Raw genomic sequence first — 24,673 nt, 5'->3', positions numbered from 1 at the left:
CGGGCACCTTCAGAGGAAGGTGCCGCGTGGCCCCCGACGGAGGATTGGGAGACCGTGGACGCGCAAGGACGTGGGCGGGCAGACGACGTCGATCCCGCAGACCAGTGGGTGCTGAATCCGCGGACCGGTGAATACGAACTGCGACTGTCCCCCTCCGCACCGGAGTCGCCCGTCCCGGGGCCCCGCACGGACGGACCCCGCGCGACGGGGCGCCGTACGACCGCTCCGGGCCGTGAGGTGCCGCCCCAGCGGCGGCGCCGTCCGGAGCCCGAGGCGCCGGCGCCCGGACGGCGCGGACGCCGGCCGGAGAAGAAGAAGTCCAGGGGCAAGCGGGTCCTGCTGTGGACCGGCGGCAGCATGGCCTTCGTCGTCCTGGTGGCCGGCGTGGGCGGCTACGTCTACCTCAAGCACCTCGAGGGGAACGTCTCGACGACGGACGTGGGCACCGCCGGAAGCAGCAGCTTCAAGAAGGACGAGGCCTTCAACATCCTCATCATCGGCACCGACAAGCGCACCGGTGAGGGCAACGAGGGCTACGGCGACAAGGGCAGCGCCGGGCACGCGGACACCAACATCCTGCTGCACGTCGCCGAGGACCGCTCCAACGCCACGGCGCTCAGCATCCCCCGCGACCTGATCGTCGACATCCCCGACTGCGAGACGACGCAGGAGGACGGGACGAAGAAGGTCATCCCCGGTACCTCCGGCGTCCGCTTCAACCAGAGCCTCGGCGACTTCGGCCGGGACGCGGGCTGCACGATGCGCACGGTGGCGGAGACGACCGGCATCAAGCCGGACCACTTCATGATGGCCGACTTCAACGCGGTCAAGACGCTGACCACGGCGGTCGACGGGGTCGACGTGTGCGTGGAGCACGCCGTGGACGATCCGAAGTCCCATCTCAAGCTGCCCGCGGGCGAGTCCAAGGTCGAGGGCGAGCAGGCCCTGGCCTTCGTCCGCACCCGGCACGCCTTCGGCAACGAGGGAGACCTGGACCGCATCAAGGTGCAGCAGCAGTTCCTGGGCTCGCTCATGCGCAAGATGGCCTCCGGCGACACCCTCACCAGCCCCACCAAGCTGGTGAAACTCGCCGAGGCCGCGACCAAGGCCCTCACCGTGGACAGCGCCATCGGCAAGGTGGGCACGCTCAAGGACATCGCCCTGGAGCTGAAGAAGGTGCCGACGAAGAACATCACGTTCACCACGGTGCCGGTGATCGACAACCCCGCCGAGAAGGTCAAGGCGACGGTGGTCGTGAACGAGGCGAAGGGCCCCCAGGTCTTCGACATGATCAAGAACGACATCTCCTTCACCGAGGTCGAGCAGAAGGAAAAGAAGGAGAAGGCCGCGGTCGCCGCCCGGCTCAAGGGCGAGAAGTCCGAGCCCGGTGAGGTCCGGGTCCGCGTCATGAACGGCGGCGCCCCCGCCGGCAGCGCCCAGCAGGAACTGGCCTACCTGCAGACCCAGGCCGGGGTCTCCAAGTCCGAGAACGCGGGCAACGCCCCCGCCGACATCGCGAAGACCACCCTGGAGTACGCCCCCGACCAGGCCGACCAGGCCCGCGCCCTCGCCGAGATCCTCGGTCTGTCCGGCGCCGCCATGAAGCCCGGCGAGAGCGTCACCAACTCCCAGGGCCTGCCCACCATGACCCTCACCCTCGGCAAGGACTTCAAGGGCGCCGGCGTCAAACTCGACGGCTCCGTCAAGAAGCCGGACCTGGACACCGAGTCCACGGCCGACCAGAAGCTGTGCGCCAGTTGACCTGAGGGGCCTGTCGTACGTCTGACAGGGCGGCGACGGGCCCACGCGGTGGCCCGGGGGCGGGGAGGGACGCGGAAGTGACGCGGAGCAGTGTGCAGGGGGAGGACACGGACGAGGGCGCGGCAGACGCCCCCGAACGTGCGGACACCGTCCGGGGGGACGGCGACAACGGTGTCGACGATGCCAAGGACGACACCGAGGACGGCACCGAGGACGGCACCGGGAGCGAGCCCGGCGCCCCCGGTCGGCGCCGGCGACGGCGGGTCCTGCGCTGGACCGCGGTGGTGCTCGCCGTGGTCCTGGCCGGCACGGCCGGAGCGGGTTACCTCTACTACGAGCACCTCAACGACAACATCAAGCAGGACGCCCTGAACCTGGGCGACAACAAGGTCGCCAAGCCGACGCCGAACGCGGCCGGGCAGACCCCGCTGAACATCCTCGTCATCGGCTCGGACGCCCGGGACAGCGAGGAGAACCAGCAACTCGGCGGCGCCCGCGAGACGTTCGGCTCCACGCCGCTGGCGGACGTGCAGATGCTGGTGCACCTGTCCGCGGACCGCAGCAACATGTCGGTGGTCAGCATGCCGCGCGACACCCTGCTCGAGATACCCAAGTGCACCGACCCGGACGACGGCGAGGTCTATCCGGCGAGCGAGGGCCGGGTGATGACCAACCAGAGCCTCGGCCACGGCGGTCCCGGCTGCACGGTGGCCACCTGGCAGGAGCTGACCGGCATCCACATCGACCACTTCGTGATGGTCGACTTCGCGGGCGTCGTCTCGATGGCGGACGCCGTCGGCGGCGTCCCGGTCTGCGTGGACGCCAACATCCACTCGCGCGACGCCGGGGGCCACGGCTCCGGTCTGAAGCTGGAGAAGGGCACGCACCCGGTCAAGGGCGAGCAGGCCCTGCAGTGGCTGCGCACCCGGTACGGCTTCGAGGACGGCAGCGACCTGGCGCGCGCCAAGGCCCAGCACATGTACCTGAACTCGATGGTCCGGGTGCTGCGCGAGAACGCGACCCTCAGCAGCCCGAACAGGCTGCGCAGGCTCGCCGAGGAGGCCACCGAGGCACTCACCGTCGACCCGGACCTGGACTCCGTCAAGAAGCTGTACGACCTCAGCAACGAGCTGCGGAAGGTGAAGCCCGAGCGCATCACCATGACCACGATGCCCAACCGGTACGTGGGCGCCCGCGTGGAGCCGACCGAGGACGCGGAGCAGTTGTTCCGGCTGGTGCGCGAGGACATCGCGCTGGACGGCAAGGACGCGAAGAAGAAGCCCGACGCGGAGCCGGAGCTCCCGGCCGACCCGGCCGCACCCGACGACGAGATCGCGGTGCAGGTCCGCAACGGCACCCGCACCGACGAACTGGGCACGGCCCCCGGACGCGCGAACACCGTCACCGGGCTCCTGGTGGAACGGGGCTTCACGAAGGCGGTCGCGGACCCGTCGGTGCTGCCGAGCGAGGACCGTACGGTGATCCGCTACCCGAGCGCCGACCTGGAGGGCGACGCCCGCCGCGTCGCCAAGTCCCTCGGCCTCCCGGCGAGTTCGGTGAAGCGGTCGACGGACGTCTCCGGCGTCACGCTCGTCGTGGGCGCCGACTGGCGCGAGGACACGGCGTACCGGGCGCCGCAGAGCGACGACCGGACCCCCGAGTCGGCCGAGGCCCTCAACGGCGCGGACGACAGCGCCTGCATGCATGTGAACCCGGCGTTCACCTGGTCCTGACCGCCGTCACCGCGGACGGGGCCGTCGCCGGTACCCCGGCCTTCACCGGCGCTGCCGTTACCGCGAACGGGGGACACGGGTGCGCGCCGCGGGGCCACCGCCCCGGGCAGGAGATCGTATGGGCCTACGGTGCTCACGAATCCCACGTACGGCCTCACGCTCCACGCCCAGGGCCCCGTCCCCGCGGAGGTGTTCCCCTTGCCCACGCCGCCCCGCTCGTCCCGGGTCCCGGCCTCGACCGACCGGGGCGGGCCCCCGCCGCAGCGCGGCGGGCCCCGGCCGTCCGGGCGGCCGCCGAGGCCCCCCGTACGGCGGAAGAAGCCGCGCTGGGCCATGCGGGCGGTGACCGCGCTGTCGGTGGTGGTGCTCGCCTCCGCCGGCATCGGGCACGCGGTGCTCTCGAGTCTGGACTCGGACATCTCGCGGTTCGACGCGTTCAAGGACATGAAGAACCGGCCGCGGGCGGGCGACGGCATGAACGTCCTGATGGTCGGCACCGACGGCCGGGACGAGATCACCGACGAGGAGCGGCGCAAGTACCGGCTGGGCGGCGCCCCCTGCCACTGCACCGACACGATCATGATCGTGCACATCTCGGAGGACCGGGAGCGCGCGAGCGTGGTCAGCCTGCCGCGCGACTCGTACGCCGAGACGCCCGGCCACACCGACCGCACCACCGGTGAGCACCACAAGGGACACCCGATCAAGCTGAACGCGGCCTATGCCGAGGGCGGCCCGCAGCTGACGATCCGCACCGTGGAGAACATGACCCGGGTGAAGATCGACCACTATCTGGAGGTCGACTTCACCAGCTTCATGAAGACCGTGGACGTCCTCGGCGGGGTGCGGATCTGCACGGTCCAGCCGCTCAAGGACAGCTACACGGGACTCGACCTGCCGGCGGGCTCCCACACCCTGATGGGCGGGCAGGCGCTGCAGTACGTGCGGGCCCGCCACCTCGACGGCGCCTCGGACCTGAGCCGGATGAAGCGCCAGCAGCGCTTCCTGGCCGCCCTGATCGACCGGGCGACCTCCTCGGGGATCCTGCTGAACCCGCTGAAGTTCCGCGACGTCACCCGGGCCGTGCTCGGCTCGGTCCGGGCCGACCAGGGCTTCGGCACCGACGAGCTGCTGACGCTCGGGCGGGCGATGCGGAACTTCTCGCCGTCGTCCTCCGAGTTCACCACCGTGCCGATCGGACAGATGGGATACGCCGTCAAGGGCGTCGGTTCGACGCTGAAGTGGGACCCGGCCAAGTCGGAACGGCTCTTCGACGCCCTGCGCGAGGACAAGCCGCTGGCCGCGCCGAAACCGAGGCCGAAGGGCCCGGCGCCGGTGCGGGTCCCGGTGGACCCGAAGCAGATCCGCGTCCAGGTGGAGAACGGCACCCGCACCTCCGGGCTCGGCAAGCGGGTGGACGACGCGCTGGCCGCGACCGGGTTCCGTACCACCAAGGCACCGAGGAACGCCGCGGACCGGGCGGTCGAGCGGACCGTCGTCGCCTACGACCCGCGCTGGGACCAGTCGGCGAAGTCACTGGCCGCCGCGCTGCCCGGCAGCGAGCTGAAGCCGGTCAAGGGGCAGGGCGCCACGCTGAAGGTGATCGCGGGCGCCGACTTCGGGAAGGTGGCGAAGGTACGGCCGGCCGACCCGCCGCAGGAGTCGGGAACGGTGGTGCGGGGCGACGAGGTGGTCTGCGGCAAGGAGTGAGGCACGCCGGGCCCCCGGCGCGCGCCCGCTCAGTTCCCGGAGACGGTGACCTTCTCGTCGTTCTTCAGCTCCTCGACGAGCTTCTTCACCTTGGCGTCGTCCCACTTCAGGTTGCCGCCGACGCTGCCCGAGATCGGCATGTTCATCGAGGTGCCCTCGCCGCCGCTGACGCTCTTCATCGCCCAGAACATGCTCGCCAGGTCGAACAGGCCCATGTCCTTGTCGACGATCAGGGAGTCCAGGCCGGCGCCCATGGTCGGGTAGAGCTTGAACGGGTTGAGGACCGTCGACGGGGTGGCCACCTGGCTCGCCAGCGCCGACAGGAACTTCTGCTGGTTCTTGGTGCGGTCCAGGTCGGAGCCGGCCAGCGCGTACCGGGTGCGGACGAAGGCGAGGGCCTCCTCGCCGTTCAGGGTCTGCTTGCCCTTCTTGAAGTCGGCACCGGACTTCTTGTCCTTGATGTCCTGCGGGATGTCCATCTCGACGCCGCCGACCGCGTCCACGATGTTGGCGAAGCCGGCGAAGCCGATCTCCACGTAGTGGTCCAGGCGCAGCCCGGTGTTGTGCTCGATGGTGCGCACGAGCAGCTCGGGGCCGTCCTCGGCGTAGGCGGCGTTCAGCTTGGTGTGCCGGCCGGTGCCCGGGTACTCCTTGCCGGACTCGGAGCCGACGAAGCTCGGGATCTCCACGTCCGAGTCGCGGGGCAGGGAGATCAGCGTCGACCCGTTGTCCCCGGTGTGCAGGATCATCATCGAGTCGGTGCGTTTGCCCTCGGCGGAGCCGGTGTGCAGGTCCTTCTTCTGGTCGGCGGTCATGCCCTCGCGGCTGTCGGAGCCGACGATCAGGTAGTTCGTGCCCTCGCCCGCCTCGGGCCGCTCGATGACCTTGGACAGGTCGACCTCGCGGTTGAGCTTGGAGTCGGCCCAGAAGTAGGTGCCGACGGTGGTGACGACCAGCACGGTCACCACCGTGATCGCGGTCCACTTGATCCGGCGGCGCCAGTCCGGCGCGGGCCGGTCCCGGACCTGGCGGCCGGGGCCCTGGCCGCCGCCACCGCCGCCGTAGACCTGGCCGGTGTTGTAGCCGCTGTCGTACCCGTCGCCGCCGTACCCCTGGCCGTCGGTGTACGACGGCTGCTGGGGCACCCCGGCGCCGTACGGCGGGGCCGACGGGCCCGGGCCGGGCGGCGGCGTCGCGCCACGGCGGACCTGACGCATCACACGTGCGCTCTCGGGCCGCGCGCTCGCGCTGCCGCGTCCGTATCCGCTGCCGCGGTTGTCACCGGACCATCCCTCGGGCCAATCATTCATGCGCCCAGTGTGCCGGGCCGCCCTGTGGGCGTTACAAGGTATGTCGGAAAATCAGGGCAGTGCTGTTGCGAACCCGACACAAAATCACGCCGCTGTGGTCCCGGCATAAGGTGGAGGCCATGACAGACCAGGCAGAACAGGCCTCGGCCGCGCAGTCGACGGCCCCGGAGATCCCGGGCAAGCCGACCTCGGCGTCCCGCACCACCCTCAGTCACATCATGACGCACAGCGACACCAACCTTCTGGGCACGGTGCACGGCGGTGTGATCATGAAGCTCGTCGACGACGCGGCGGGCGCCGTGGCCGGACGGCACTCCGGCGGACCCGCCGTCACCGCGTCCATGGACGAGATGGCGTTCCTCGAACCGGTCCGCGTCGGCGACCTCGTCCATGTGAAGGCCCAGGTCAACTGGACCGGCCGCAGTTCCATGGAGGTGGGCGTCCGGGTCCTGGCCGAGCGCTGGAACGAGTCCACCCCGGCCACCCAGGTCGGCTCGGCCTACCTGGTCTTCGCGGCCGTGGACGCCGACGGCAAGCCGCGCACGGTGCCGCCGGTGCTGCCCGAGACCGAGAAGGACAAGCGGCGCTACCAGGAGGCCCAGATCCGCCGCACCCACCGCCTGGCCCGCCGCCGGGCGATCATGGAACTGCGGGAGCGGCGGGTGGCGGAGGGGTACGAGGACTGACCTCCGCCCGGGGCGCCACCTGGACATCCACGGCGCCGGCGGCGTCAGAGCATGAGCAGGAGCCGCGTGTTCGGTACGAGCTTCCGGTTCACGCTCGTGCTCTGCACGAAGATCGTGAATTCGTCGTTGTGGTCGGGCTTGATGCGGACCTCCACGTCCGGCAGGCCGAGCAGGGCGCGGGCCTCGGGCCCCGTGTACACCCGGTCCGTCTTCTTCTCCAGCACCGATATCTGCTTCTTCGGCTGGACCTTCTCCGACTTGCTCAGCTGGTAGAAGGCACCACCGGTGCGGTAGGTGTGCCCGCGCTCGACGACCCAGTCGCGGATCGCCACGTCCCGGGTGACGTCGATCAGCTGGTACTTCGACGACTCCACCGGCGTGAGGCCGGCCGCCCTGATGGTGTCCTTGTTGACCGCGTCCCCGCCCGTGGAGAACACGGCCCGCGACCCGCGGATGCCCTTGGTGCGCCCCACCATGAACTTCTCGGTGGCCTCCTGGATGACCTGCCCGGCCTCCTCGAGACCCTGGGTGCTCGTGGCGTCCCAGATGGCGATGTTGTCCTTCGGGAACCCGTACTGCATGGCCTCGCGCTTGCCCATCTGGTCCGGCACGAGGACGGCCAGCGTCCAGTTGTCCGCCTGGGTCTCGATCATCCGGGACACGGCCTCGACCAGTGCGCGCGGGTCCCTGGCGGGGGCGTCCGGGCAGCGGTGGCTCACGTTCTCCTGTCCGTCCGTGAGGACGAAGGTCAGGAAGCTGTGGTCGCCGTACAGCTGGGCCGTCTGCGCCAGCTCCCGCTGCGACTTGAGCGTGGCCGCCAGCAGCGCCGTCATGCCGCCGACCCGGTACATCTGCTTCAGCGACGGCATCCGCAGCACGTCCTTGTCGTAGATGACGCACTCCACCTGGTCGGCGAAGACGTACACCGTGACGCGGGTCTCCTGGTCCAGCTCCTGCGACCGGCGGGCCAGGTAGGCGATCTGCTGGTCGGCGACCTCGACCACCTTGTGACTGAGGCGCCGCATGGACGAACTGGCGTCCAGCACGAGAGCGACGTGGTTGATGTAGTTCTGGCTCCTGGGCATGGCGGCTCCCCCTCTTACCGATTGCCGCTCGGCGGCTTCCCGACTCGATGGATCCACCGTCTCACCCACCACTGACAACGGGTCACGACGAGCGAGGGGCGCCCGGCCGGCGGACGCCCCTCGCTGACAAGACCCCTGCCGCTACGGCAGGTTGCGCGCCATGACGATGCGCTGGACCTGGTTGGTGCCCTCGTAGATCTGCGTGATCTTGGCGTCGCGCATCATGCGCTCCACCGGGTAGTCCCGGGTGTAGCCGTAGCCGCCGAGCAGCTGGACGGCGTCCGTGGTGACCTCCATGGCCACGTCGGAGGCGAAGCACTTGGCGGCGGCGCCCTGGAAGGTGAGGTCGCTGTCGCCGCGCTGCGACTTGGCGGCCGCCGCGTAGGTGAGCTGGCGGGCGGCCTCGATCTTCATGGCCATGTCGGCGAGCATGAACTGGATGCCCTGGAAGTCGGCGATCGGCTTGCCGAACTGCTTGCGCTCCTTGACGTAGCCCTTGGCGTAGTCGAGGGCGCCCTGGGCGATGCCGAGGGCCTGGGCGGCGATGGTGATGCGGGTGTGGTCCAGCGTCTTCATCGCGGTGGCGAAGCCGGTGCCCTCCGCGCCGATCATGCGGTCGGCGGGGATGCGGACGTTGTCGAGGTAGACCTCGCGGGTCGGGGAGCCCTTGATGCCGAGCTTCTTCTCCGGGGCGCCGAAGGAGACGCCCTCGTCGGACTTCTCGACCACGAAGGCGGAGATGCCCTTGGAGCGCTTGCTCGGGTCGGTGACCGCCATGACGGTGTAGTACTCGCTGACGCCGGCGTTGGTGATCCAGCGCTTGACGCCGTTGAGCACCCAGAAGTCGCCGTCGCGGACGGCCTTGGTCTTCATGCCGGCCGCGTCCGAGCCCGCGTCGGGCTCGGAGAGGCAGTAGGAGAACATGCCGTCGCCCTTGGCGAGCGGGGTCATGTACTTCTTCTTCAGCTCCTCGGAGCCGGAGAGGATCACCGGGAGCGAGCCGAGCTTGTTCACGGCCGGGATGAGGGAGGAGGACGCGCAGGCGCGGGCCACCTCCTCGATCACGATGACCGTGGCGAGGGCGTCGGCGCCCGCGCCGCCGTACTCCTCGGGGACGTGCACCGCGTGCAGGTCGTTCGCGGTGAGGGCGTCCAGGGCCTCCTGCGGGAAGCGCGCCTCCTCGTCCACGGCGGCGGCGTACGGCGCGATCTTCGCCTCGGCCAGCGAGCGGACGGCGTCCCGGAGCATGTCGTGCTCCTCGGACGTGCGGTACAGGTCGAAGTCAGCCGATCCGGCCAAGGTGTCTCACGCTCCAAAACGCTGTGATGCTGGGCACGCTAACTACCGTTAAGTAACCCAAATTTTAGAGCCCCGGCCGGTCCGTGGATAGGTGAGCTTGACGACAGCCGGACCAAAGCCCTCGAAAGGCTTTTCCGGCGCCCCGGATATGCTCGGGCGCGCAACCGTGCCGTACACCTCTGGAGCGCATCCATGGCCCTGAAGATCACCGTGATCGGTACCGGCTATCTCGGCGCCACCCACGCGGCGGCCATGGCCGAGCTCGGTTTCGAGGTGCTGGGTCTCGACGTGGTGCCCGAGAAGATCGAGATGCTCCAGCGGGGCGAGGTCCCGATGTACGAGCCCGGTCTGCGGGAGCTGCTGGGCAAGCACGTCGCCGGGATCGAGGGCTCCAGCGGGCGGCTGCGCTTCACCACCGACTTCGCCGAGGTCGCGGCCTTCGGCGACGTGCACTTCCTGTGCGTGAACACCCCGCAGAAGCACGGCGAGTACGCCTGCGACATGTCGTACGTCGACTCCGCGCTGGCCTCCCTGGCGCCGCACCTGACCGGCCCCGCGCTGGTCGTCGGCAAGTCGACCGTGCCGGTGGGCTCCGCCGACCGGCTGGCGGCCTACCTGGCCGAGCACGCGCCGGCCGGCGACGGGGCCGAGCTGGCCTGGAACCCGGAGTTCCTGCGCGAGGGCTTCGCCGTCGAGGACACCCTGCACCCCGACCGCCTGGTGGTCGGCGTGCGCAGCGAGCGGGCCGAGCGGCTGCTGCGCGAGGTGTACGCGACGCCGATCGAGGAGGGCTCGCCGTTCGTCGTCACGGACTTCCCGACGGCCGAGCTGGTGAAGACCGCCGCGAACTCCTTCCTCGCCACCAAGATCTCCTTCATCAACGCGATGGCGGAGGTCTGCGAGGCGGCGGGCGGCGACGTCGCCAAGCTGGCGGAGGCGATCGGGTACGACGACCGGATCGGGAAGAAGTTCCTGCGGGCCGGGATCGGCTTCGGCGGCGGCTGTCTGCCGAAGGACATCCGGGCGTTCATGGCACGCGCCGGTGAGCTGGGCGCCGACCAGGCGCTGACCTTCCTGCGCGAGATCGACTCCATCAACATGCGCCAGCGCGGCCAGATGGTGGAGCTGACCCGGCAGGCGCTGGGCGGCGGCCCCTTCCTCGGCAAGCGCGTCGCGGTGCTCGGCGCCACCTTCAAGCCCGACTCGGACGACGTGCGGGACTCCCCCGCGCTGAACGTCGCCGGGCAGGTGCACCTCCAGGGCGCCCAGGTGACGGTGTACGACCCCAAGGGCATGGACAACGCCCGGCGGCTCTTCCCGACCCTCGGCTACGCCGACACGGCGCTGGAGGCGGTGCGGGGTGCGGACGTGGTCCTGCACCTCACCGAGTGGCGGGAGTTCCGCGAGCTGGACCCCGAGGTGCTGGGCGAGGCGGCGGCGGCCCGGGTGATCCTGGACGGGCGCAACGCCCTGGACCCCGCACTGTGGCGGAAGGCCGGCTGGACGTACCGCGCGATGGGCCGCCCGACCGCCTGACGACGGCACGGACGACGCCGGTTCGGCCGAGGCTCAGTCGGCCGAACCGGCGTCGGTCGCATTGTGCCCCAGGGCGCGGCCGGCCGGCCGGTGAAGCGGGCGGTGTTTACGACTCCTTGGCCCGGTACCGGCGCATCTTGGCGCGGGCCCCGCACACCTGCATGGAACACCAGCGGCCGCGTCCCGCCGGGCTGCGGTCGTAGTACGCCCAGTGGCAGTCGGCGGCCTCGCACGCCTTGAAGCGGCTCCAGGTGCCGGCCACCAGTGCCTGGGCGACGGCGGCGGCGACGCAGGCGGTCAGGGAGCCCTCCCCGGCCGGGGCGAGGGCGGCGGAGCCGTCGGCCGGGTCGACGGCGACGACCAGCGGGGCGGCCGCCAGCAGCTCCCCCAGCGGGGTCACCGCGCGGTGCGGCGGGTGGCCGGCGTGGGCGAGCAGGGTCGCGCGCAGGGACTCGCGAAGCTCACGGGCCGCGGGTACGTCGTCCTGCGTCAGGCCGAGCCGCGCCCGGCCCTCCCCGGTGTCCAGCGAGTCGGCGCCCGTCTCGAGGTCCAGCGTGTTCACCAGGGTCTCGACCAGGCCCAGGCCGCCCGGTGCGGGCGATCTCTCACTCATGCTTGCGACGTTACCGCCAATGCGGCAGCATGCAGTAACCGTTACCGGTTACCCGCATAGTGCCGGTAACCGTGCCGGTGACCGAAGACCGCGTACTTCAAGGAGGAAGTCATGGCTGTCGCCGAACTGGGTCCCGTCGTCCTGGACTGTCCCGAGCCCCGTGCACTGGCCCGCTTCTACGCCGGCGTGCTCGGCGGCACCGTCGAGGGCGAGGGCGACTGGGTCGACCTGAAGCTGCCGGGCGGAAGGGCGCTGGCCTTCCAGGCGGCCCCCGGGTTCGTGCCGCCGAAGTGGCCCGCGCCCGACGACTCGCAGCAGTTCCACCTCGACCTCGACGTGAAGGACCTGGACGCGGCCGAGAAGGCGGTGCTGGAGCTGGGCGCGCGTCCGCTGGACGCGGAGGACCGCACCCGTACCTTCCGGGTTTACGCCGACCCGGCCGGGCACCCGTTCTGCCTCTGCGCCTGCTGAGCCCGGCCCACGAGCACTCGGAGGACCTCCATGGCACCCGCGGCACGTTTCCGTTCCGTCGTCGTCGACTGTCCCGACCCCCGTGAGCTGGCCCGCTTCTACGCGGCGGTCGGGGGCGGCACGCCCGACGAGGCGGACCCGGACTGGGTGGTCCTCCAGGTTCCCGGCGGACCCCGCCTGTCCTTCCAGCGGGCCTCGGACCTCACCCCGCCCGAGTGGCCGCGCTCCGACCGCAACGCCCAGCAGTTCCACCTCGACTTCGACGGCGGGGCGACCTGGGCCGAGATGGACGCCGCGCACGAGCGGGTGCTCGCACTGGGTGCCCGGCCGCTGGACCTGGAGGACCGGGAGGAGAAGGACTTCATGGTGTACGCCGATCCGGCGGGGCATCCGTTCTGCCTCTGCCGGATCGAGCACACGTGACGCTCGCGCGGACTATCCGTCCAGGTCGGCGATGGTCGCCGTGGACGGCTCCCGGCGCAGCTGGGCCGCCTTCGCGGTGAAGGCCGCGGCACGCAGGACCCGCTGGACGTTGCCCCAGGTCAGCAGGGCCACGTCCGCCTCGTCCCAGCCACGCCTGAGCAGTTCGGCGACCAGCCGGGGGTAGCAGGAGGGGTCGCCCAGCTCCAGCGGGTGCGCGGTGCCGGTGTCGTAGGTGCCGGACAGGCCGACGCTCTGCGGCCCGGCCACCGTGCGGACGTGGTCGAGGTGGTCGGCGACGTCCCGGACCGTCGGACCGGTCTGCTCGGCGGTCAGCGGCACCATGCACAGGCCGCCGGCCGCGCCCAGCTCCACCAGCAGGTCGTCGGGGAGGTTCGCGGGGTGCGGGCGCAGCGCACGGGCGGCGGACCGGGTGCACAGCGCCGGCGCCTTGGACACCGCGAAGGTACGCCGGATGGTCTCCGCACAGGCGCCGGAGAGGTCGGCGACGACACCGAGCCGGTTCATCTCCCGGACGACCTCCTCGCCGAACCGGGTCAGCCCCGCCTCGCTCGCCCAGCTCACCCCGGACAGCGTCAGGACGCGCAGGCCGAGGGCGTGCAGGGAGCGCAGGATGCCGAGGCGGTCGCCGAGGGCGGCGGCGCCCGCGGGACCGGGCAGCACGGCGACCCGGCCGCAGTTGCGGGCGTCGATGGCCTGCCCCGCGTCGTACGCCAGGCGCAGCCCCTCCGGGTGGGCCCGCACGACCGTCTTGACCAGGTCGAGCTGTTCCAGCGTGGCGCCGACCGCACGGTCCCCGTCGAGGGACTCGGGCAGGTGCAGCGACCACAGCAGCGCTCCCACGTGTCCCTCGCGCAGCCGCGGCACGTCGGTGTCGACGGCGCTCTCGCCCAGCTCCAGGTCGTACCAGGGCAGGTGCCTGAGCGCCCAGGGCAGCCCGTTGCAGCCGTCGGCGACCGGATGGGCGGCCAGCACGGCGTGCGCCCGGGTCAGCGGCTCGTCGTCGGGATCGGACACCGGAGCGTAGGGCTCCGGCGGAAAGGCCTCCGCGGCGAGCGGCACGGGCAGGTCGTCGAGCCCACCGGACTCGGTACCGGTGTGCAGGTCGTCCTGGAGGTCTGCCATGACGGGCTCCGTACGGTCGTCGTGAGGTACGGCCACCGTCGCACGGAGCGGAAAGGGCTTCCTGGTGGGTGGGGCGTTCGGGGGTACGCGCGCCCCACCCGGCCGGAAGCGGGGCGGCTCAGCCTCCCGGCTGCTCGGCGGCCGTGCCGTCCAGCTGCTCGATGGTGGCGTTGGACGGCCCCCGCGTCGCCTGAAGCCCCCGGGCCACGTCCTCGGCGGCGTCGAGTACCCGGACGGCGTTCTTCCAGGTCAGCTTGGCCAGGTCGGACTGGGACCAGCCGCGGTCGAGCAGCTCGGCGATCAGGTTCGGGTAGCCGGAGACGTCGCCGAGGCCGTCCGGGGTGAAGGGCGTGCCGTCGTAGTCGCCGCCGATGCCGAGGTGGTCGACGCCGGCGACCTCGCGCATGTGGTCGAGGTGGTCGGCGACCGTCGACACCGTGGCGACGGGGCGCGGGAGGCGCTCCTCGAAGGCGGCGTGCACCTTCATCGCCTCGGGACTGGAGTCGAGGTGGTGGAAGCCGTGCGCGCGCATGTTGTCGTCGGCCTCGGCGGTCCAGTCGACCGCGGCCTGGAGCACGAACTTCGGCACGAACGTCACCATCGCCATGCCGCCGTTGGCGGACAGCCGCTCCAGGACGTCGTCCGGGATGTTGCGCGGGTGGTCGCACACCGCGCGGGAGGACGAGTGCGAGAAGATCACCGGCGCGGTGGAGGTGTCCAGCGCGTCGCGCATCGTCGTCGCCGCGACGTGCGAGAGGTCGACCAGCATGCCCTCGCGGTTCATCTCCCGCACGACCTCGCGGCCGAAGGCCGACAGTCCGCCGACGCCGGGCTCGTCGGTCGCCGAGTCCGCCCACGCGACGTTGTCGTTGTGGGTGAGCGTCATGTAGCGCACGCCGAGCGCGTACAGGGCGCGCAGCGTGGCCAGTGAGTCGTCGATGGAGTGGCCGCCCTCGGCGCCCATGAGGGAGGCGATACGGCCCTCGGCGCGGGCCGCCTCCATGTCGGCGGCGGTCAGCGCGGCCCGCAGCTCCCCGGGGTGGCGGTCGATCAGCCGCCGTACGCAGTCGATCTGCTCCAGCGTCGCCGTCACCGCGCCGGGCAGGTCGGAGCGGACGTACACCGACCAGTACTGCGCGCCGACGCCGCCGGCGCGCAGCCGGGCCAGGTCGGTGTGCAGGTGGGCGGACTGGTCGGCGGCGATGTCCCGGGCGTCGAGGTCGTAGCGGACCTGCTCGCGCAGGGCCCAGGGCAGGTCGTTGTGCCCGTCGACGACGGGGAACTCGCGCAGCAGTTCCCGGGCCTTCTCCAGCGATGTCATCCGCGTCCCTTCCGTCACTTTCCGAATCCGAAGCCGGCCGCGGAGCCCTCGACCTTGGTGCGCAGCCGCTTGCCCTTCTCGGTGGCCTGGTCGTTGAGGTCCTGCTGGAACTCGCGCATCCGGCCGAGCAGTTCCTCGTCGTGGGCGGCGAGGATACGGGCGGCCAGCAGACCGGCGTTGCGGGCGCCGCCGACGGAGACCGTGGCCACCGGGACGCCGGCCGGCATCTGCACGATGGAGAGCAGGCTGTCCATGCCGTCCAGGTACTTCAGCGGCACCGGGACGCCGATGACCGGCAGCGGTGTGACCGAGGCGAGCATGCCGGGCAGGTGGGCGGCGCCCCCGGCCCCGGCGATGATCGCCTTGAGGCCGCGTCCGGCGGCCTGCTCGCCGTACGCGATCATCTCGTGCGGCATGCGGTGCGCGGAGACGACGTCGACCTCGTAGGGGACCTCGAACTCGTCGAGGGCCTTGGCGGCGGCCTCCATGACGGGCCAGTCGGAGTCCGACCCCATGACGATGCCGACGACCGGGCTCACCGGGCTGGGCTGGCTCATTCGGTGATCGTGCCTCTCAGGTAGCCGGCAGCGTGACGGGCGCGCTCCAGCACGTCGTCCAGGTCGTCGCCGTAGGTGTTGACGTGGCCGACCTTGCGGCCGGGCTTCACGTCCTTGCCGTACATGTGGATCTTGAGCTGCGGGTCGCGGGCCATGCAGTGCAGGTACGCGGAGTACATGTCCGGGTAGTCGCCGCCCAGGACGTTGACCATCACCGTCCACTTGGCGCGCGGGCGCGGGTCGCCGAGCGGGAGGTCGAGGACCGCGCGGACGTGGTTGGCGAACTGCGAGGTGATCGCGCCGTCCATGGTCCAGTGGCCGGAGTTGTGCGGGCGCATCGCCAGTTCGTTGACGAGGACGCGGCCGTCGCGGGTCTGGAACAGCTCGACGGCGAGGTGGCCGACGACGCCCAGCTCCTTGGCGATGCCGAGCGCCATCTCCTCGGCGCGCAGGGCCAGTGCCTCGTCGAGGTCGGGCGCCGGGGCGATCACCGTGTCGCATACGCCGTTGACCTGCTGGGACTCGACGACGGGGTAGGCCACCGCCTGGCCGTGCGGGGAGCGGACCACGTTGGCGGCCAGCTCGCGGACGAAGTCGACCTTCTCCTCCGCCAGCACGGGCACCCCGGCGCGGAAGGGCTCGGCCGCCTCCGCCACCGAGTCCACGACCCACACGCCCTTGCCGTCGTACCCGCCGCGGACCGTCTTGAGGACGACGGGGAAGCCGTCGCCGCCGTCGACGGCGCCCTCCGCCGCGAAGGCGGCCACGTCGGCCGGATCGCGCACGATCCGGTGCCGCGGGCAGGGCACGCCGATCGCGACGAGCTTCGCGCGCATCACGCCCTTGTCCTGGGCGTGCACGAGCGCCTCGGGACCGGGGCGGACGGGGATGCCGTCCGCCTCCAGGGCCTTGAGGTGCTCGGTCGGCACATGCTCGTGATCGAAGGTGATCACGTCACAGCCGCGCGCGAACTCGCGCAACGTGTCCAGATCGCGATAGTCGCCGACGACGACTTCGTTCACGACCTGCGCCGCAGAGTCCTGGGGAGTGTCACTGAGAAGCTTGAACCTGATGCCGAGCGGGATGCCCGCCTCGTGTGTCATACGAGCGAGCTGGCCACCGCCGACCATGCCGACTACGGGGAACGTCACACCCCTAGCGTATCGGCCGCGCGGAGCCCACCTGTTTACCCGCCGTTTCCGGCCCCTGTGGCCGCCCGTTCCGCGGCCCATGGGTCCGTCCGCAGGAAGATCGCGCGTCCGGGTGGTTAGCATGAACGGATTGACGCCAACCGACGGACGGGGGCCTGCACGACCATGGAACATGGTTCCTCGGGTGCTCAGACTGCTCCCGCCACTCCTGCGGCGCCGCGCGCCGGAATGCGGGAACGGGTCGACCGGCTCGTGCGCGAGGTCGTGAAGTTCGGCGCCGTGGGCGGCGCGGGGGTGCTGGTGAACCTCCTCGTCTTCAACTTCGTACGGCACACCACCGACCTCCAGGTGGTGCGGGCCAGCATCGTCGCCACGGTCGTCGCGATCGCCTTCAACTACGTGGGCTTCCGGTACTTCACCTACCGCGACCGCGACAAGAGCGGCCGGACCCGCGAGATGTCGCTGTTCCTGCTGTTCAGCGCCATCGGCCTGGTCATCGAGAACGGCGTGCTCTACACGGCGACGTACGGGTTCGGCTGGGACAGCCCGTTGCAGAGCAACATCTTCAAGTTCCTCGGCATCGGGATCGGCACGCTGTTCCGCTTCTGGTCGTACCGCAGCTGGGTCTTCCGCGCGCTGCCCGCCCGGGAGCCGGTGACGCGGGCGGAGACCTTCCTGGAGCACGAGCACCCGGCCGCGCTCCCCCGCCCGGACGGCGCCCCCGCCGGCCACCGCTGACCCGCTTCCCCCTCCTCCGGCGCGCTCAGCGCACCGTCTGGTCGCCGTCCCCCGGGGACTTCTTCGACGGCGGCGTGCGGGACAGGAACAGCCCGAAGACCGGCGGACGCCCCTGGAGCAGCTCCAGGCGGCCGCCGTCCGCCTCCGCGAGGTCGCGGGCGACGGCGAGGCCGATGCCGGTGGAGTTGCGCCCGCTGATCGCGCGCTCGAAGATCCGCGCCCCCAGGTCGCCCGGGACGCCGGGGCCCTCGTCGGTGACCTCGACCACGGCCTGGTTGCCGGTCACCCGGGTCCGCAGGGCCACCGTGCCGCCGCCGTGCATCAGGGAGTTCTCGATCAGCGCGGCCAGCACCTGCGCCACGGCGCCCGGGGTGCCCACGGCCGTCAGATGGCGCTTGCCGGAGCTGACGATGGCCCGCCCCTCGCCGCGGTAGGCCGGGCGCCATTCGGCGATCTGCTGCTGGATGACGTCGTCCAGCTCGAAGGTGACGGCGGAGCCGCTGCGCGGGTCGCGGGAGTTGGTGAGCAGCCGGTCCACGACGTCCGTCAGCCGTTCCACCTGGGACAGCGCGATCGTCGCCTCCTCCTTCACCGTCTCCGGCTCGTCGGTCAGGGTGATCTCCTCCAGCCGCATCGACAGCGCGGTCAGCGGCGTGCGCAGCTGGTGGGAGGCGTCGGCGGCCAGTCGGCGCTCGGCGGTGAGCATCCGGGCGATGCGCTCGGCGGAGGAGTCCAGGACGTCCGCGACCCGGTCCAGCTCGGGGACGCCGTACCGCTTGTGCCGGGGGCGCGGGTCGCCGGAGCCGAGGCGCTCGGCGGTCTCGGCGAGGTCGGTGAGCGGGGAGGCGAGGCGGTTGGCCTGCCGGATCGCCAGCAGTACGGCGGCGATCACCGCGAGCAGCGCCACCAGGCCGATGATCAGCAGGGTCCGCCCGACCTCCCGGGTGACGGAGGAGCTGGGCTCCTCGACGAGGACCGTCTCGCCCTCCTCGCCGGTGGCCCTGCCCTGGAGGACGTCGCCGGTCGGCTCGCTGCCGACCTCGACGACCGGCTCGCCGGGGATGCGGATCACGGCGTACCGGGCGTCGCGGATCTGCTCCCGCAGGAAGTCCTCGTCGACGGAACCGGTGCCGATGAGCCGGCTGTCGACGATGCTGGCCAGCCGCACCGCTTCCAGGTCGACCCGTTCCTGGGCCGTGCTGCTGATGGTCCGGGTCTCGACGATGACGAGCGAGACGCCGAAGACGGCGATCACCACGAGCACCACGGCGAGCGTGGACTGGATCAGTCGACGGCGCATGTCCTCTTACCCGCAAGGCCCTCTCGGGGCTCGTTCAGTTCTTCTCGAAACGGAAGCCCACGCCGCGCACGGTGGCGATGTAGCGCGGGTTGGCCGCGTCGTCGCCCAGCTTCTTGCGCAGCCAGGAGATGTGCATGTCGAGGGTCTTGGTCGACGACCACCAGGTGGTGTCCCAGACCTCGCGCATCAGCTGGTCGCGGGTGACGACCCGGCCCGCGTCGCGCACCAGGACCCGCAGCAGGTCGAACTCCTTCGCGGTGAGCTGGAGCTCCTCCTCGCCCATCCAGGCCCGGTGCGACTCGACGTCGATGCGCACACCGTGGGTGGCGGGCGGCTGCGGCGGCTCGGCGGCACCGCGCCGCAGCAGGGCCCGGACCCGGGCGAGCAGCTCGGCGAGGCGGAAGGGCTTGGTGACGTAGTCGTCGGCGCCCGCGTCCAGGCCTACGACGGTGTCCACCTCGTCGGCGCGCGCGGTCAGGATCAGGATCGGCACGGTGTGGCCCTCGGACCGCAGCCGGCGGGCGACCTCGAGTCCGTCCATGCCCGGCAGGCCCAGGTCCAGCACCACCAGGTCGATGCCGCCCTGCAACCCCGCGTCGACTGCGGTGGGTCCGTCCTCACGCACCTCGACCTCGTACCCTTCCCTGCGCAGTGCGCGGGCCAGCGGCTCCGAGATGGACGCGTCGTCCTCGGCGAGCAGTACACGGGTCATGGGCTGATGGTAGACCGCTCGGAGCAACGCCCGGGGCAAGATCGCCCCGCGGACCGCCCCGCCCCGCCGCCCCCGCGTCCGGACCTGCGGCTGTGGGGTGCCATCCTGTAGGAAACCTTCGAAAGATCGTTCACGGTTCCACTATTACCTGTGATCCGCGTCTCAAGTCCTTCCATACCGGGCGGTGTCCTGCCGTATGGTGAATCAGCGCCTGTAGCACCCAGCGGACCTTTGGCGACAGTTCGACGCTGAAGGTCTCTTTTGTGTGCGGGCCGACCCCCACCGTCGGCCTTGAAAGGAATGACCTGTGGCCGGGCCTCACCGCGTGCAGTGACGCGCGCAGAGGCGTGGATCCCGGTGGCCGCCGCCCACCGCTTCGCAATCCGGAGCGGATCCCTCAGGCGTGGGACGGGCGGGCAAGGCCGCCGGTGCCGGCCGCCCCCCACCGGGCGCGCATCGCCTCATGAGCGCGTCCCGACCAGCAAGGATCGACCATGGCGTCCAGCCTGACGAAGGACTCGGTCACCCCGGGCACCCCCGGCACCGAGAAGACCTTCTTCGGCCACCCCCGCGGACTGGCCACACTCTTCATGACCGAGATGTGGGAGAGGTTCTCCTACTACGGCATGAGGGCTCTGCTCCCGCTGTACCTCGTCGCCCCGGGTGGCCTCGGCCTCGGCGCCGGCACCGCGACCGCGATCTACTCGGTGTACCTCTCGCTGGTGTACCTGCTCACGATGCCGGGCGGCTGGTTCGGCGACCGCGTCTGGGGTCCCCGCAAGACCGTCGCCATCGCCGGCGGCGTGATCATGCTGGGCCACCTGACGCTGGCGCTGCCGTCCTCCGGCACCTTCTACGCGGGCCTCGGCCTGGTCGCCATCGGCTCCGGTCTGCTGAAGGCCAACATCTCCACGATGGTCGGCCAGCTCTACGACGGCCCCGACGACCCGCGCCGCGACGGTGGCTTCACCGTCTTCTACATGGGCATCAACCTCGGTGCCTTCGCCGCGCCGCTGACCATCGGCACCATCGGCGAGAACGTCAACTGGCACCTGGGCTTCGCGCTCGCCGCGGTCGGCATGGGCCTGGGCGTGCTCCAGTTCCTGATCGGCAGCCGCCACCTGGCCCCGCACTCCAGCGTGGTCCCGAAGCCGCTGTCCGTCGAGGAGAAGACCTCGACGCTGCGCAAGGCCGCCTTCTGGGCCGCGCTGGCCGTCGTCTTCTACGCGATCGTCGGCTTCTCCGGCCACTACACCCTGAACTGGATCCTGGTCCCGCTGACCCTGCTCGGCGTGATCATCCCGGTGCTGGTGCTGACCAACATCAAGCGCGACAAGTCCCTGGACCGCGCCGAGCAGTCCAAGATGTCGGCGTACATCTGGTTCTTCGTCGCCGCCGCCGTGTTCTGGATGATCTACGACCAGGGCGGCTCGACCCTGTCGCTGTTCGCCGACTCCTCGGCCGACAACAGCGTCTTCGGCTGGAGCTTCCCGGTCTCCTGGTACCAGTCGGTCAACCCGGTCATCATCATGGCCCTGGCCCCGGTCTTCGCCACGGTGTGGCTGGCGCTCAACCGCCGGGGCAAGGAGCCCAGCACGGTCGTCAAGTTCTGCGGCGGTCTGGTCCTGGTCGGCGCGTCCTTCTTCCTCTTCCTGGCCCCGCTGGGCATCGCCGAGGGCGGCCACAAGGCCGCGGCCATGTGGCTGGTGGCGATCTACTTCGTCCAGACCTGCGGCGAGCTGATGCTCTCCCCGGTCGGCCTGTCGGTGACGACGAAGATGGCGCCGGTGAAGTACGCCTCGCAGATGATGGGCGTCTGGTTCCTGGCCGTCACCGCCGGTGACGCCACGACCGGCCTGCTCTCCATCGCGGGCGTCGACCTCAACAAGACGGGCATCGTCGCCGCGGAGGCCACCCTCGCGGTGGTCGCGGGCGTCGCGATCTGGATGTACCGCAAGCGCGTCAAGGAACTCATGGGCGACGTCCGCTGAGCCCTGCGGGCACGCCCGCTTCTTTTCGGAGGGCCACCTCATCCGGCGGATGGGGTGGCCCTCCGGGCGTTGGGGCGGGGTCGTCGGCGGTGCGGGGAACAGTCCGGTCCTCCGACCGGGGAAGGACTCATGGCGACCAGGTGGAGCTTGACGAGCGACTGCGCGAACCCGGCGAGCCTGGCGGCGTTCTGGGCGCCGGCGCTGGGCTGTGCGGAGAAGCCCGCACCCCCGGGGTTCGGGAGCCGGGAGGAGCGGTTCCGCCCACCACGAGGTTCCGGAGGACGAGTGGGACGACGGGGCGTACCTGTCGGACCCGGAAGGCAACGAATTCTGTCTGGCCTGACGGCTGTGTCCGCGGAGAGCAGGCGCGCAGTCCGCTCCGCGGGCCGGAGCGCGGCCCCGGGGACGGCGACCTTCTGGCCGACCGAGACGGGTGGGCGGACGGGCGGTACCCGCCCGAGCGCCGCGGGCCTACGCCGGGGCGCCCAGCTCCGCCCACACCCGCTTGCCCGCGACGCCCGGCGTCCGTACGACGCCCCAGTCCAGGCAGAGCCGCTGCACGATGAACATGCCGTGCCCGCCGGGGCGCCCCGCGCGGTGCGGGGTCCGCGGCGCCGGCTGACCCGTACCGCGGTCGGAGACCTCCAGCCGGATCACCTTCTTCTCGCAGGTGATCGACAGCTCGTCCGGACCCTCGGCATGCAGACACGCGTTGGTGACCAGCTCGGAGACCACGAGCAGGACGTCCTCCGCGGCGGCACGCTGGTCCGCGGTGGCGGAGGGCAGCCAGCCCCAGGCGTACAGCGCCTCGCGGGTGAAGTCACGGGCCAGCGGGACGACCCCGCTCGCGTCCTCGAAGCTCAGCCTGCGGGACTGCCGCCCGCCGCCCTCCCCGGACGCGGGCGCGGACGCCGTCCCGGAAGCGCCGCCGGGCTCCGGGCCGCGGTCGCCCGGCGGATAGGGCCGGGTGGTGCTCATCAGCGCTTCACCTCACCGATTCACCAGTTCACGTTTCAAAGTCGTAGACAGCCATGTCGTACACAGCTGGTTCAGGGTGTCTCCTGCCCGACCGGATCGCACGAACACCCCTGTATTGCGCACGAAACCCGGCGCGGGGTGAAAACACCCGCTCCGGGAAGCACACGCACCCCTCCGTCGGCCGGACAAGGAGGGCTCAGTCGGACGCGTCGGCCAGGGCGGCCGCAAGCGTGTCATGAAGGGTGAAGACCGCTTCGGCCCCCGTGATCTCGAACACGCGCGCCACTACCGGCTGCATGGCCACCAAATGCACTCCGCCCCCCGCGGCTTCCGCTTTCAACCGAGCGCCGAGCAGGACGTTGAGCCCCGTGGAGTCGCAGAACTCCAGCCGTGAGCAGTCCACGACGAGCCGGTTGAATCCCTTGTCGAGACATTCCTCCAGCGGCTCGCGCAACAGATCGGCGGTGTGGTGATCCAGCTCACCCGCCGGGGTCACGACGGCGCTGGGTCCCTCTTCCCGTACCTCGACCAGAAGCCGGCCCGACTGGGCACTGCCGACCGTCCCGCGGTCCATGCCGTTTCTCTCTCCCGAGGTCGTGACTGCTTGCTGACGCACTCGAACACTACGCCCTCCCACCGCACTCCGACACCCGAACAACCGCACACAAACGGACATACCCGCACAGAACACACTTGCGGTCGGCTCGGTAAACCCGGTAGGGCTAGTAGGACACGTAAACCGACACGGCCGGCTTTGGAGGCGCCGCACACCGCAGTGCACGTATTTGGCTTCGGCAGCCGTATGCCGAGAACGATGGAGGACATCATGTCACCCCGGCTCGACGGATCGCGTACCCACCAAGCGACGTCGACACTCCCTCCGGAACATCTGGATCCCATCGAGCACCACGACGCAGTCGTCGACCACGACGCACTCGCCGGGCTTCCGGACATCCCCGCGTACGACGAGGTCGCTCCGGCGGACGCCAGGGCCCTGTCCAAGACCCTCTTCGAGCGGCTGGAGTCGCTGGAGGAAGGCACCCACGAGCACGCGTACGTACGCAACACGCTCGTCGAGCTGAACCTCGCGCTGGTCAAGTTCGCCGCCTCCCGCTTCCGCTCGCGCAGCGAGCCGATGGAGGACATCATCCAGGTCGGCACCATCGGCCTGATCAAGGCGATCGACCGCTTCGAGCTGTCGCGCGGTGTGGAGTTCCCCACGTTCGCGATGCCGACCATCATCGGCGAGATCAAGCGCTTCTTCCGTGACACCTCGTGGTCCGTGCGCGTTCCGCGCCGCCTCCAGGAGCTGCGGCTCGACCTGGCGAAGGCCGGCGACGAGCTGGCCCAGCGCCTCGACCGGGCCCCCACGGTGACCGAGTTGGCCGAGCACCTCGGCCTGTCCAAGGACGAGGTCGTCGAGGGCATGGCGGCGTCCAACGCCTACACCGCCTCCTCGCTGGACGCCCAGCCGGAGGAGGACGACGCGGAGGGCGCGCTCGCCGACCGCATCGGCTACGAGGACCACGGGCTCGAGGGCATCGAGTACGTCGAGTCGCTGAAGCCGCTGATCGCCGAGCTGCCTTCCCGGGACCGGAAGATCCTCTCCCTGCGTTTCGTCGCCGGCATGACCCAGTCGGAGATCGGCGAGGAGCTGGGCATCTCCCAGATGCACGTCTCGCGTCTGCTGTCGCGGACCCTCGTACGGCTGCGCAAGGGGCTCACGGTCGAGGAGTAGTCCTCGGACCCTGACCGGGTGTCGCTTGCCCTCCAGGGGGGTGGTCCGAAGCCGGGCCGCCCCCCTTCGGGCTGTTCATGGAGGGCTGGCGATGAGCCCGGCCGTCATCGGCAGGAACGGCACGAGGACGCACAGCAGCCAGAAGGAGCCCGGGGCGAGGGTCGTCCTGCGTCGTAGGGGTTGGTTGGCCAGCCACCAGATGAGGCCGAACAGCACGACCACCGGGACGACGACCACCAGCATGGGCAGCAGGCCGTCGTTCTCCGTCGGGTTGCGCATGGGCCCGCCGTACTCGGCCAGCGGCCCGTTCGCCAGCACGTACCAGACGAGCCAGATCGGTACCACGGCCGGGACGCCGAGCAGCAGGTTCACCAGGAACGGCGCCCCCCAGGCCCGCCAGTGCCTCGCCATCCGCCC

23 protein-coding genes are annotated in these 24,673 nt (G+C 70.9%); 10 read left to right on the top strand and 13 right to left on the bottom strand.

Going from position 1 to position 24,673, the window contains the following annotated elements; translation table 11 throughout:
• Nucleotides 1-54 precede the first annotated feature (54 nt).
• The 3 genes from Sru02f_RS03440 to Sru02f_RS03430 all read left to right on the top strand — a co-directional run bounded on the left by Sru02f_RS03440 (nt 55) and on the right by Sru02f_RS03430 (nt 5,204).
• Nucleotides 55-1,761, top strand: coding sequence for an LCP family protein (locus Sru02f_RS03440; RefSeq protein WP_174855188.1), 1,707 nt, complete (start codon nt 55-57; stop codon nt 1,759-1,761).
• 77 nt (nt 1,762-1,838) lie between these two features.
• A complete protein-coding gene (locus tag Sru02f_RS03435; RefSeq protein WP_109034556.1) occupies nt 1,839-3,494 on the top strand; it encodes an LCP family protein in 1,656 nt (551 codons plus the stop codon).
• Nucleotides 3,495-3,692: 198 nt separating this feature from the next.
• Complete coding sequence (locus Sru02f_RS03430) at nt 3,693-5,204, top strand: LCP family protein (RefSeq protein ID WP_455431901.1); 1,512 nt, start codon at nt 3,693-3,695, stop codon at nt 5,202-5,204.
• Nucleotides 5,205-5,233: 29 nt separating this feature from the next.
• Here Sru02f_RS03430 and Sru02f_RS03425 read toward each other — a convergent pair whose 3' ends face one another.
• Nucleotides 5,234-6,514 carry an LCP family protein gene (locus tag Sru02f_RS03425; protein ID WP_174855190.1) on the bottom strand — a complete coding sequence of 427 codons (1,281 nt, stop codon included), beginning with the start codon at nt 6,512-6,514 and terminating at the stop codon, nt 5,234-5,236.
• A 119-nt stretch (nt 6,515-6,633) separates the two neighbouring features.
• On the opposite strand from Sru02f_RS03425, the gene Sru02f_RS03420 reads away from it, so the two are divergent.
• On the top strand, nt 6,634-7,200 hold the full coding sequence (locus Sru02f_RS03420; protein WP_030873063.1) for an acyl-CoA thioesterase: 567 nt from the start codon (nt 6,634-6,636) through the stop codon (nt 7,198-7,200).
• Between the two features lie 44 nt (nt 7,201-7,244).
• On the opposite strand, the gene Sru02f_RS03415 is transcribed toward Sru02f_RS03420, so the two are convergent.
• Together Sru02f_RS03415 and Sru02f_RS03410 are read right to left on the bottom strand one after the other, a co-directional pair.
• Nucleotides 7,245-8,285, bottom strand: a complete 1,041-nt coding sequence (locus Sru02f_RS03415) for a vWA domain-containing protein (RefSeq protein WP_109034562.1) — start codon at nt 8,283-8,285, stop codon at nt 7,245-7,247.
• A gap of 141 nt (nt 8,286-8,426) precedes the next feature.
• Nucleotides 8,427-9,584 carry an acyl-CoA dehydrogenase gene (locus Sru02f_RS03410; protein WP_109034564.1) on the bottom strand — a complete coding sequence of 386 codons (1,158 nt, stop codon included), beginning with the start codon at nt 9,582-9,584 and terminating at the stop codon, nt 8,427-8,429.
• Nucleotides 9,585-9,776: 192 nt separating this feature from the next.
• Between Sru02f_RS03410 and Sru02f_RS03405 the strand changes: the two genes are divergently transcribed.
• The gene (locus tag Sru02f_RS03405) at nt 9,777-11,120 is read left to right on the top strand and encodes a UDP-glucose dehydrogenase family protein (protein WP_109034565.1); all 1,344 of its coding nucleotides are present in this window, start codon (nt 9,777-9,779) and stop codon (nt 11,118-11,120) included.
• 106 nt (nt 11,121-11,226) lie between these two features.
• Here the strand turns inward: Sru02f_RS03405 and Sru02f_RS03400 are convergent, their stop codons facing one another.
• Nucleotides 11,227-11,733 (bottom strand): CGNR zinc finger domain-containing protein, encoded by a 507-nt coding sequence (locus Sru02f_RS03400; protein WP_109034567.1) that lies wholly within the window; start codon nt 11,731-11,733, stop codon nt 11,227-11,229.
• A 111-nt stretch (nt 11,734-11,844) separates the two neighbouring features.
• On the opposite strand from Sru02f_RS03400, the gene Sru02f_RS03395 reads away from it, so the two are divergent.
• The gene (locus Sru02f_RS03395) at nt 11,845-12,204 is read left to right on the top strand and encodes a VOC family protein (RefSeq protein WP_109034569.1); all 360 of its coding nucleotides are present in this window, start codon (nt 11,845-11,847) and stop codon (nt 12,202-12,204) included.
• Between the two features lie 30 nt (nt 12,205-12,234).
• Nucleotides 12,235-12,627: a VOC family protein gene (locus Sru02f_RS03390; RefSeq protein WP_109034571.1), complete on the top strand. Its 393-nt coding sequence runs from the start codon at nt 12,235-12,237 to the stop codon at nt 12,625-12,627.
• Nucleotides 12,628-12,639: 12 nt separating this feature from the next.
• On the opposite strand, the gene Sru02f_RS03385 is transcribed toward Sru02f_RS03390, so the two are convergent.
• The 4 genes from Sru02f_RS03385 to Sru02f_RS03370 all read right to left on the bottom strand — a co-directional run bounded on the left by Sru02f_RS03385 (nt 12,640) and on the right by Sru02f_RS03370 (nt 16,880).
• Nucleotides 12,640-13,770 carry a dipeptidase gene (locus Sru02f_RS03385; RefSeq protein ID WP_109034573.1) on the bottom strand — a complete coding sequence of 377 codons (1,131 nt, stop codon included), beginning with the start codon at nt 13,768-13,770 and terminating at the stop codon, nt 12,640-12,642.
• Between the two features lie 118 nt (nt 13,771-13,888).
• Entirely contained in the window at nt 13,889-15,091 is a 1,203-nt protein-coding gene (locus Sru02f_RS03380) for a dipeptidase (protein WP_109034575.1), read from the bottom strand.
• Between the two features lie 14 nt (nt 15,092-15,105).
• Complete coding sequence (gene purE, locus Sru02f_RS03375; protein ID WP_109034577.1) at nt 15,106-15,648, bottom strand: 5-(carboxyamino)imidazole ribonucleotide mutase; 543 nt, start codon at nt 15,646-15,648, stop codon at nt 15,106-15,108.
• Nucleotides 15,645-16,880: a 5-(carboxyamino)imidazole ribonucleotide synthase gene (locus Sru02f_RS03370; RefSeq protein WP_109034579.1), complete on the bottom strand. Its 1,236-nt coding sequence runs from the start codon at nt 16,878-16,880 to the stop codon at nt 15,645-15,647. Before Sru02f_RS03370 ends, purE begins: the two co-directional genes overlap by 4 nt.
• 84 nt (nt 16,881-16,964) lie before the next feature.
• On the opposite strand from Sru02f_RS03370, the gene Sru02f_RS03365 reads away from it, so the two are divergent.
• Nucleotides 16,965-17,537, top strand: coding sequence for a GtrA family protein (locus Sru02f_RS03365; RefSeq protein ID WP_109034581.1), 573 nt, complete (start codon nt 16,965-16,967; stop codon nt 17,535-17,537).
• Nucleotides 17,538-17,562: 25 nt separating this feature from the next.
• Here the strand turns inward: Sru02f_RS03365 and draK are convergent, their stop codons facing one another.
• Nucleotides 17,563-18,837: a two-component system sensor histidine kinase DraK gene (gene draK / locus Sru02f_RS03360; RefSeq protein WP_109034583.1), complete on the bottom strand. Its 1,275-nt coding sequence runs from the start codon at nt 18,835-18,837 to the stop codon at nt 17,563-17,565.
• A 34-nt stretch (nt 18,838-18,871) separates the two neighbouring features.
• Entirely contained in the window at nt 18,872-19,549 is a 678-nt protein-coding gene (locus tag Sru02f_RS03355) for a response regulator transcription factor (protein ID WP_109034585.1), read from the bottom strand.
• Nucleotides 19,550-20,043: 494 nt separating this feature from the next.
• On the opposite strand from Sru02f_RS03355, the gene Sru02f_RS03350 reads away from it, so the two are divergent.
• Nucleotides 20,044-21,540 carry an MFS transporter gene (locus Sru02f_RS03350; RefSeq protein WP_109034587.1) on the top strand — a complete coding sequence of 499 codons (1,497 nt, stop codon included), beginning with the start codon at nt 20,044-20,046 and terminating at the stop codon, nt 21,538-21,540.
• A gap of 471 nt (nt 21,541-22,011) precedes the next feature.
• Here Sru02f_RS03350 and Sru02f_RS03345 read toward each other — a convergent pair whose 3' ends face one another.
• Nucleotides 22,012-22,518 carry an ATP-binding protein gene (locus tag Sru02f_RS03345; protein ID WP_109034589.1) on the bottom strand — a complete coding sequence of 169 codons (507 nt, stop codon included), beginning with the start codon at nt 22,516-22,518 and terminating at the stop codon, nt 22,012-22,014.
• A gap of 196 nt (nt 22,519-22,714) precedes the next feature.
• Nucleotides 22,715-23,092: an STAS domain-containing protein gene (locus tag Sru02f_RS03340; RefSeq protein ID WP_109034591.1), complete on the bottom strand. Its 378-nt coding sequence runs from the start codon at nt 23,090-23,092 to the stop codon at nt 22,715-22,717.
• 252 nt (nt 23,093-23,344) lie between these two features.
• Here Sru02f_RS03340 and Sru02f_RS03335 point away from each other — a divergent pair, with 252 nt between their 5' ends.
• The gene (locus Sru02f_RS03335; RefSeq protein WP_109035006.1) at nt 23,345-24,256 is read left to right on the top strand and encodes an RNA polymerase sigma factor SigF; all 912 of its coding nucleotides are present in this window, start codon (nt 23,345-23,347) and stop codon (nt 24,254-24,256) included.
• A 75-nt stretch (nt 24,257-24,331) separates the two neighbouring features.
• On the opposite strand, the gene Sru02f_RS03330 is transcribed toward Sru02f_RS03335, so the two are convergent.
• Entirely contained in the window at nt 24,332-24,667 is a 336-nt protein-coding gene (locus Sru02f_RS03330; RefSeq protein ID WP_109034593.1) for a hypothetical protein, read from the bottom strand.
• Nucleotides 24,668-24,673 lie beyond the last annotated feature (6 nt).

The organism is Streptomyces rubrogriseus, assembly GCF_027947575.1.
Classification (GTDB): Bacteria; Actinomycetota; Actinomycetes; order Streptomycetales; family Streptomycetaceae; genus Streptomyces; species Streptomyces rubrogriseus.
This window is presented reverse-complemented; position numbering and strand designations above follow the sequence as displayed.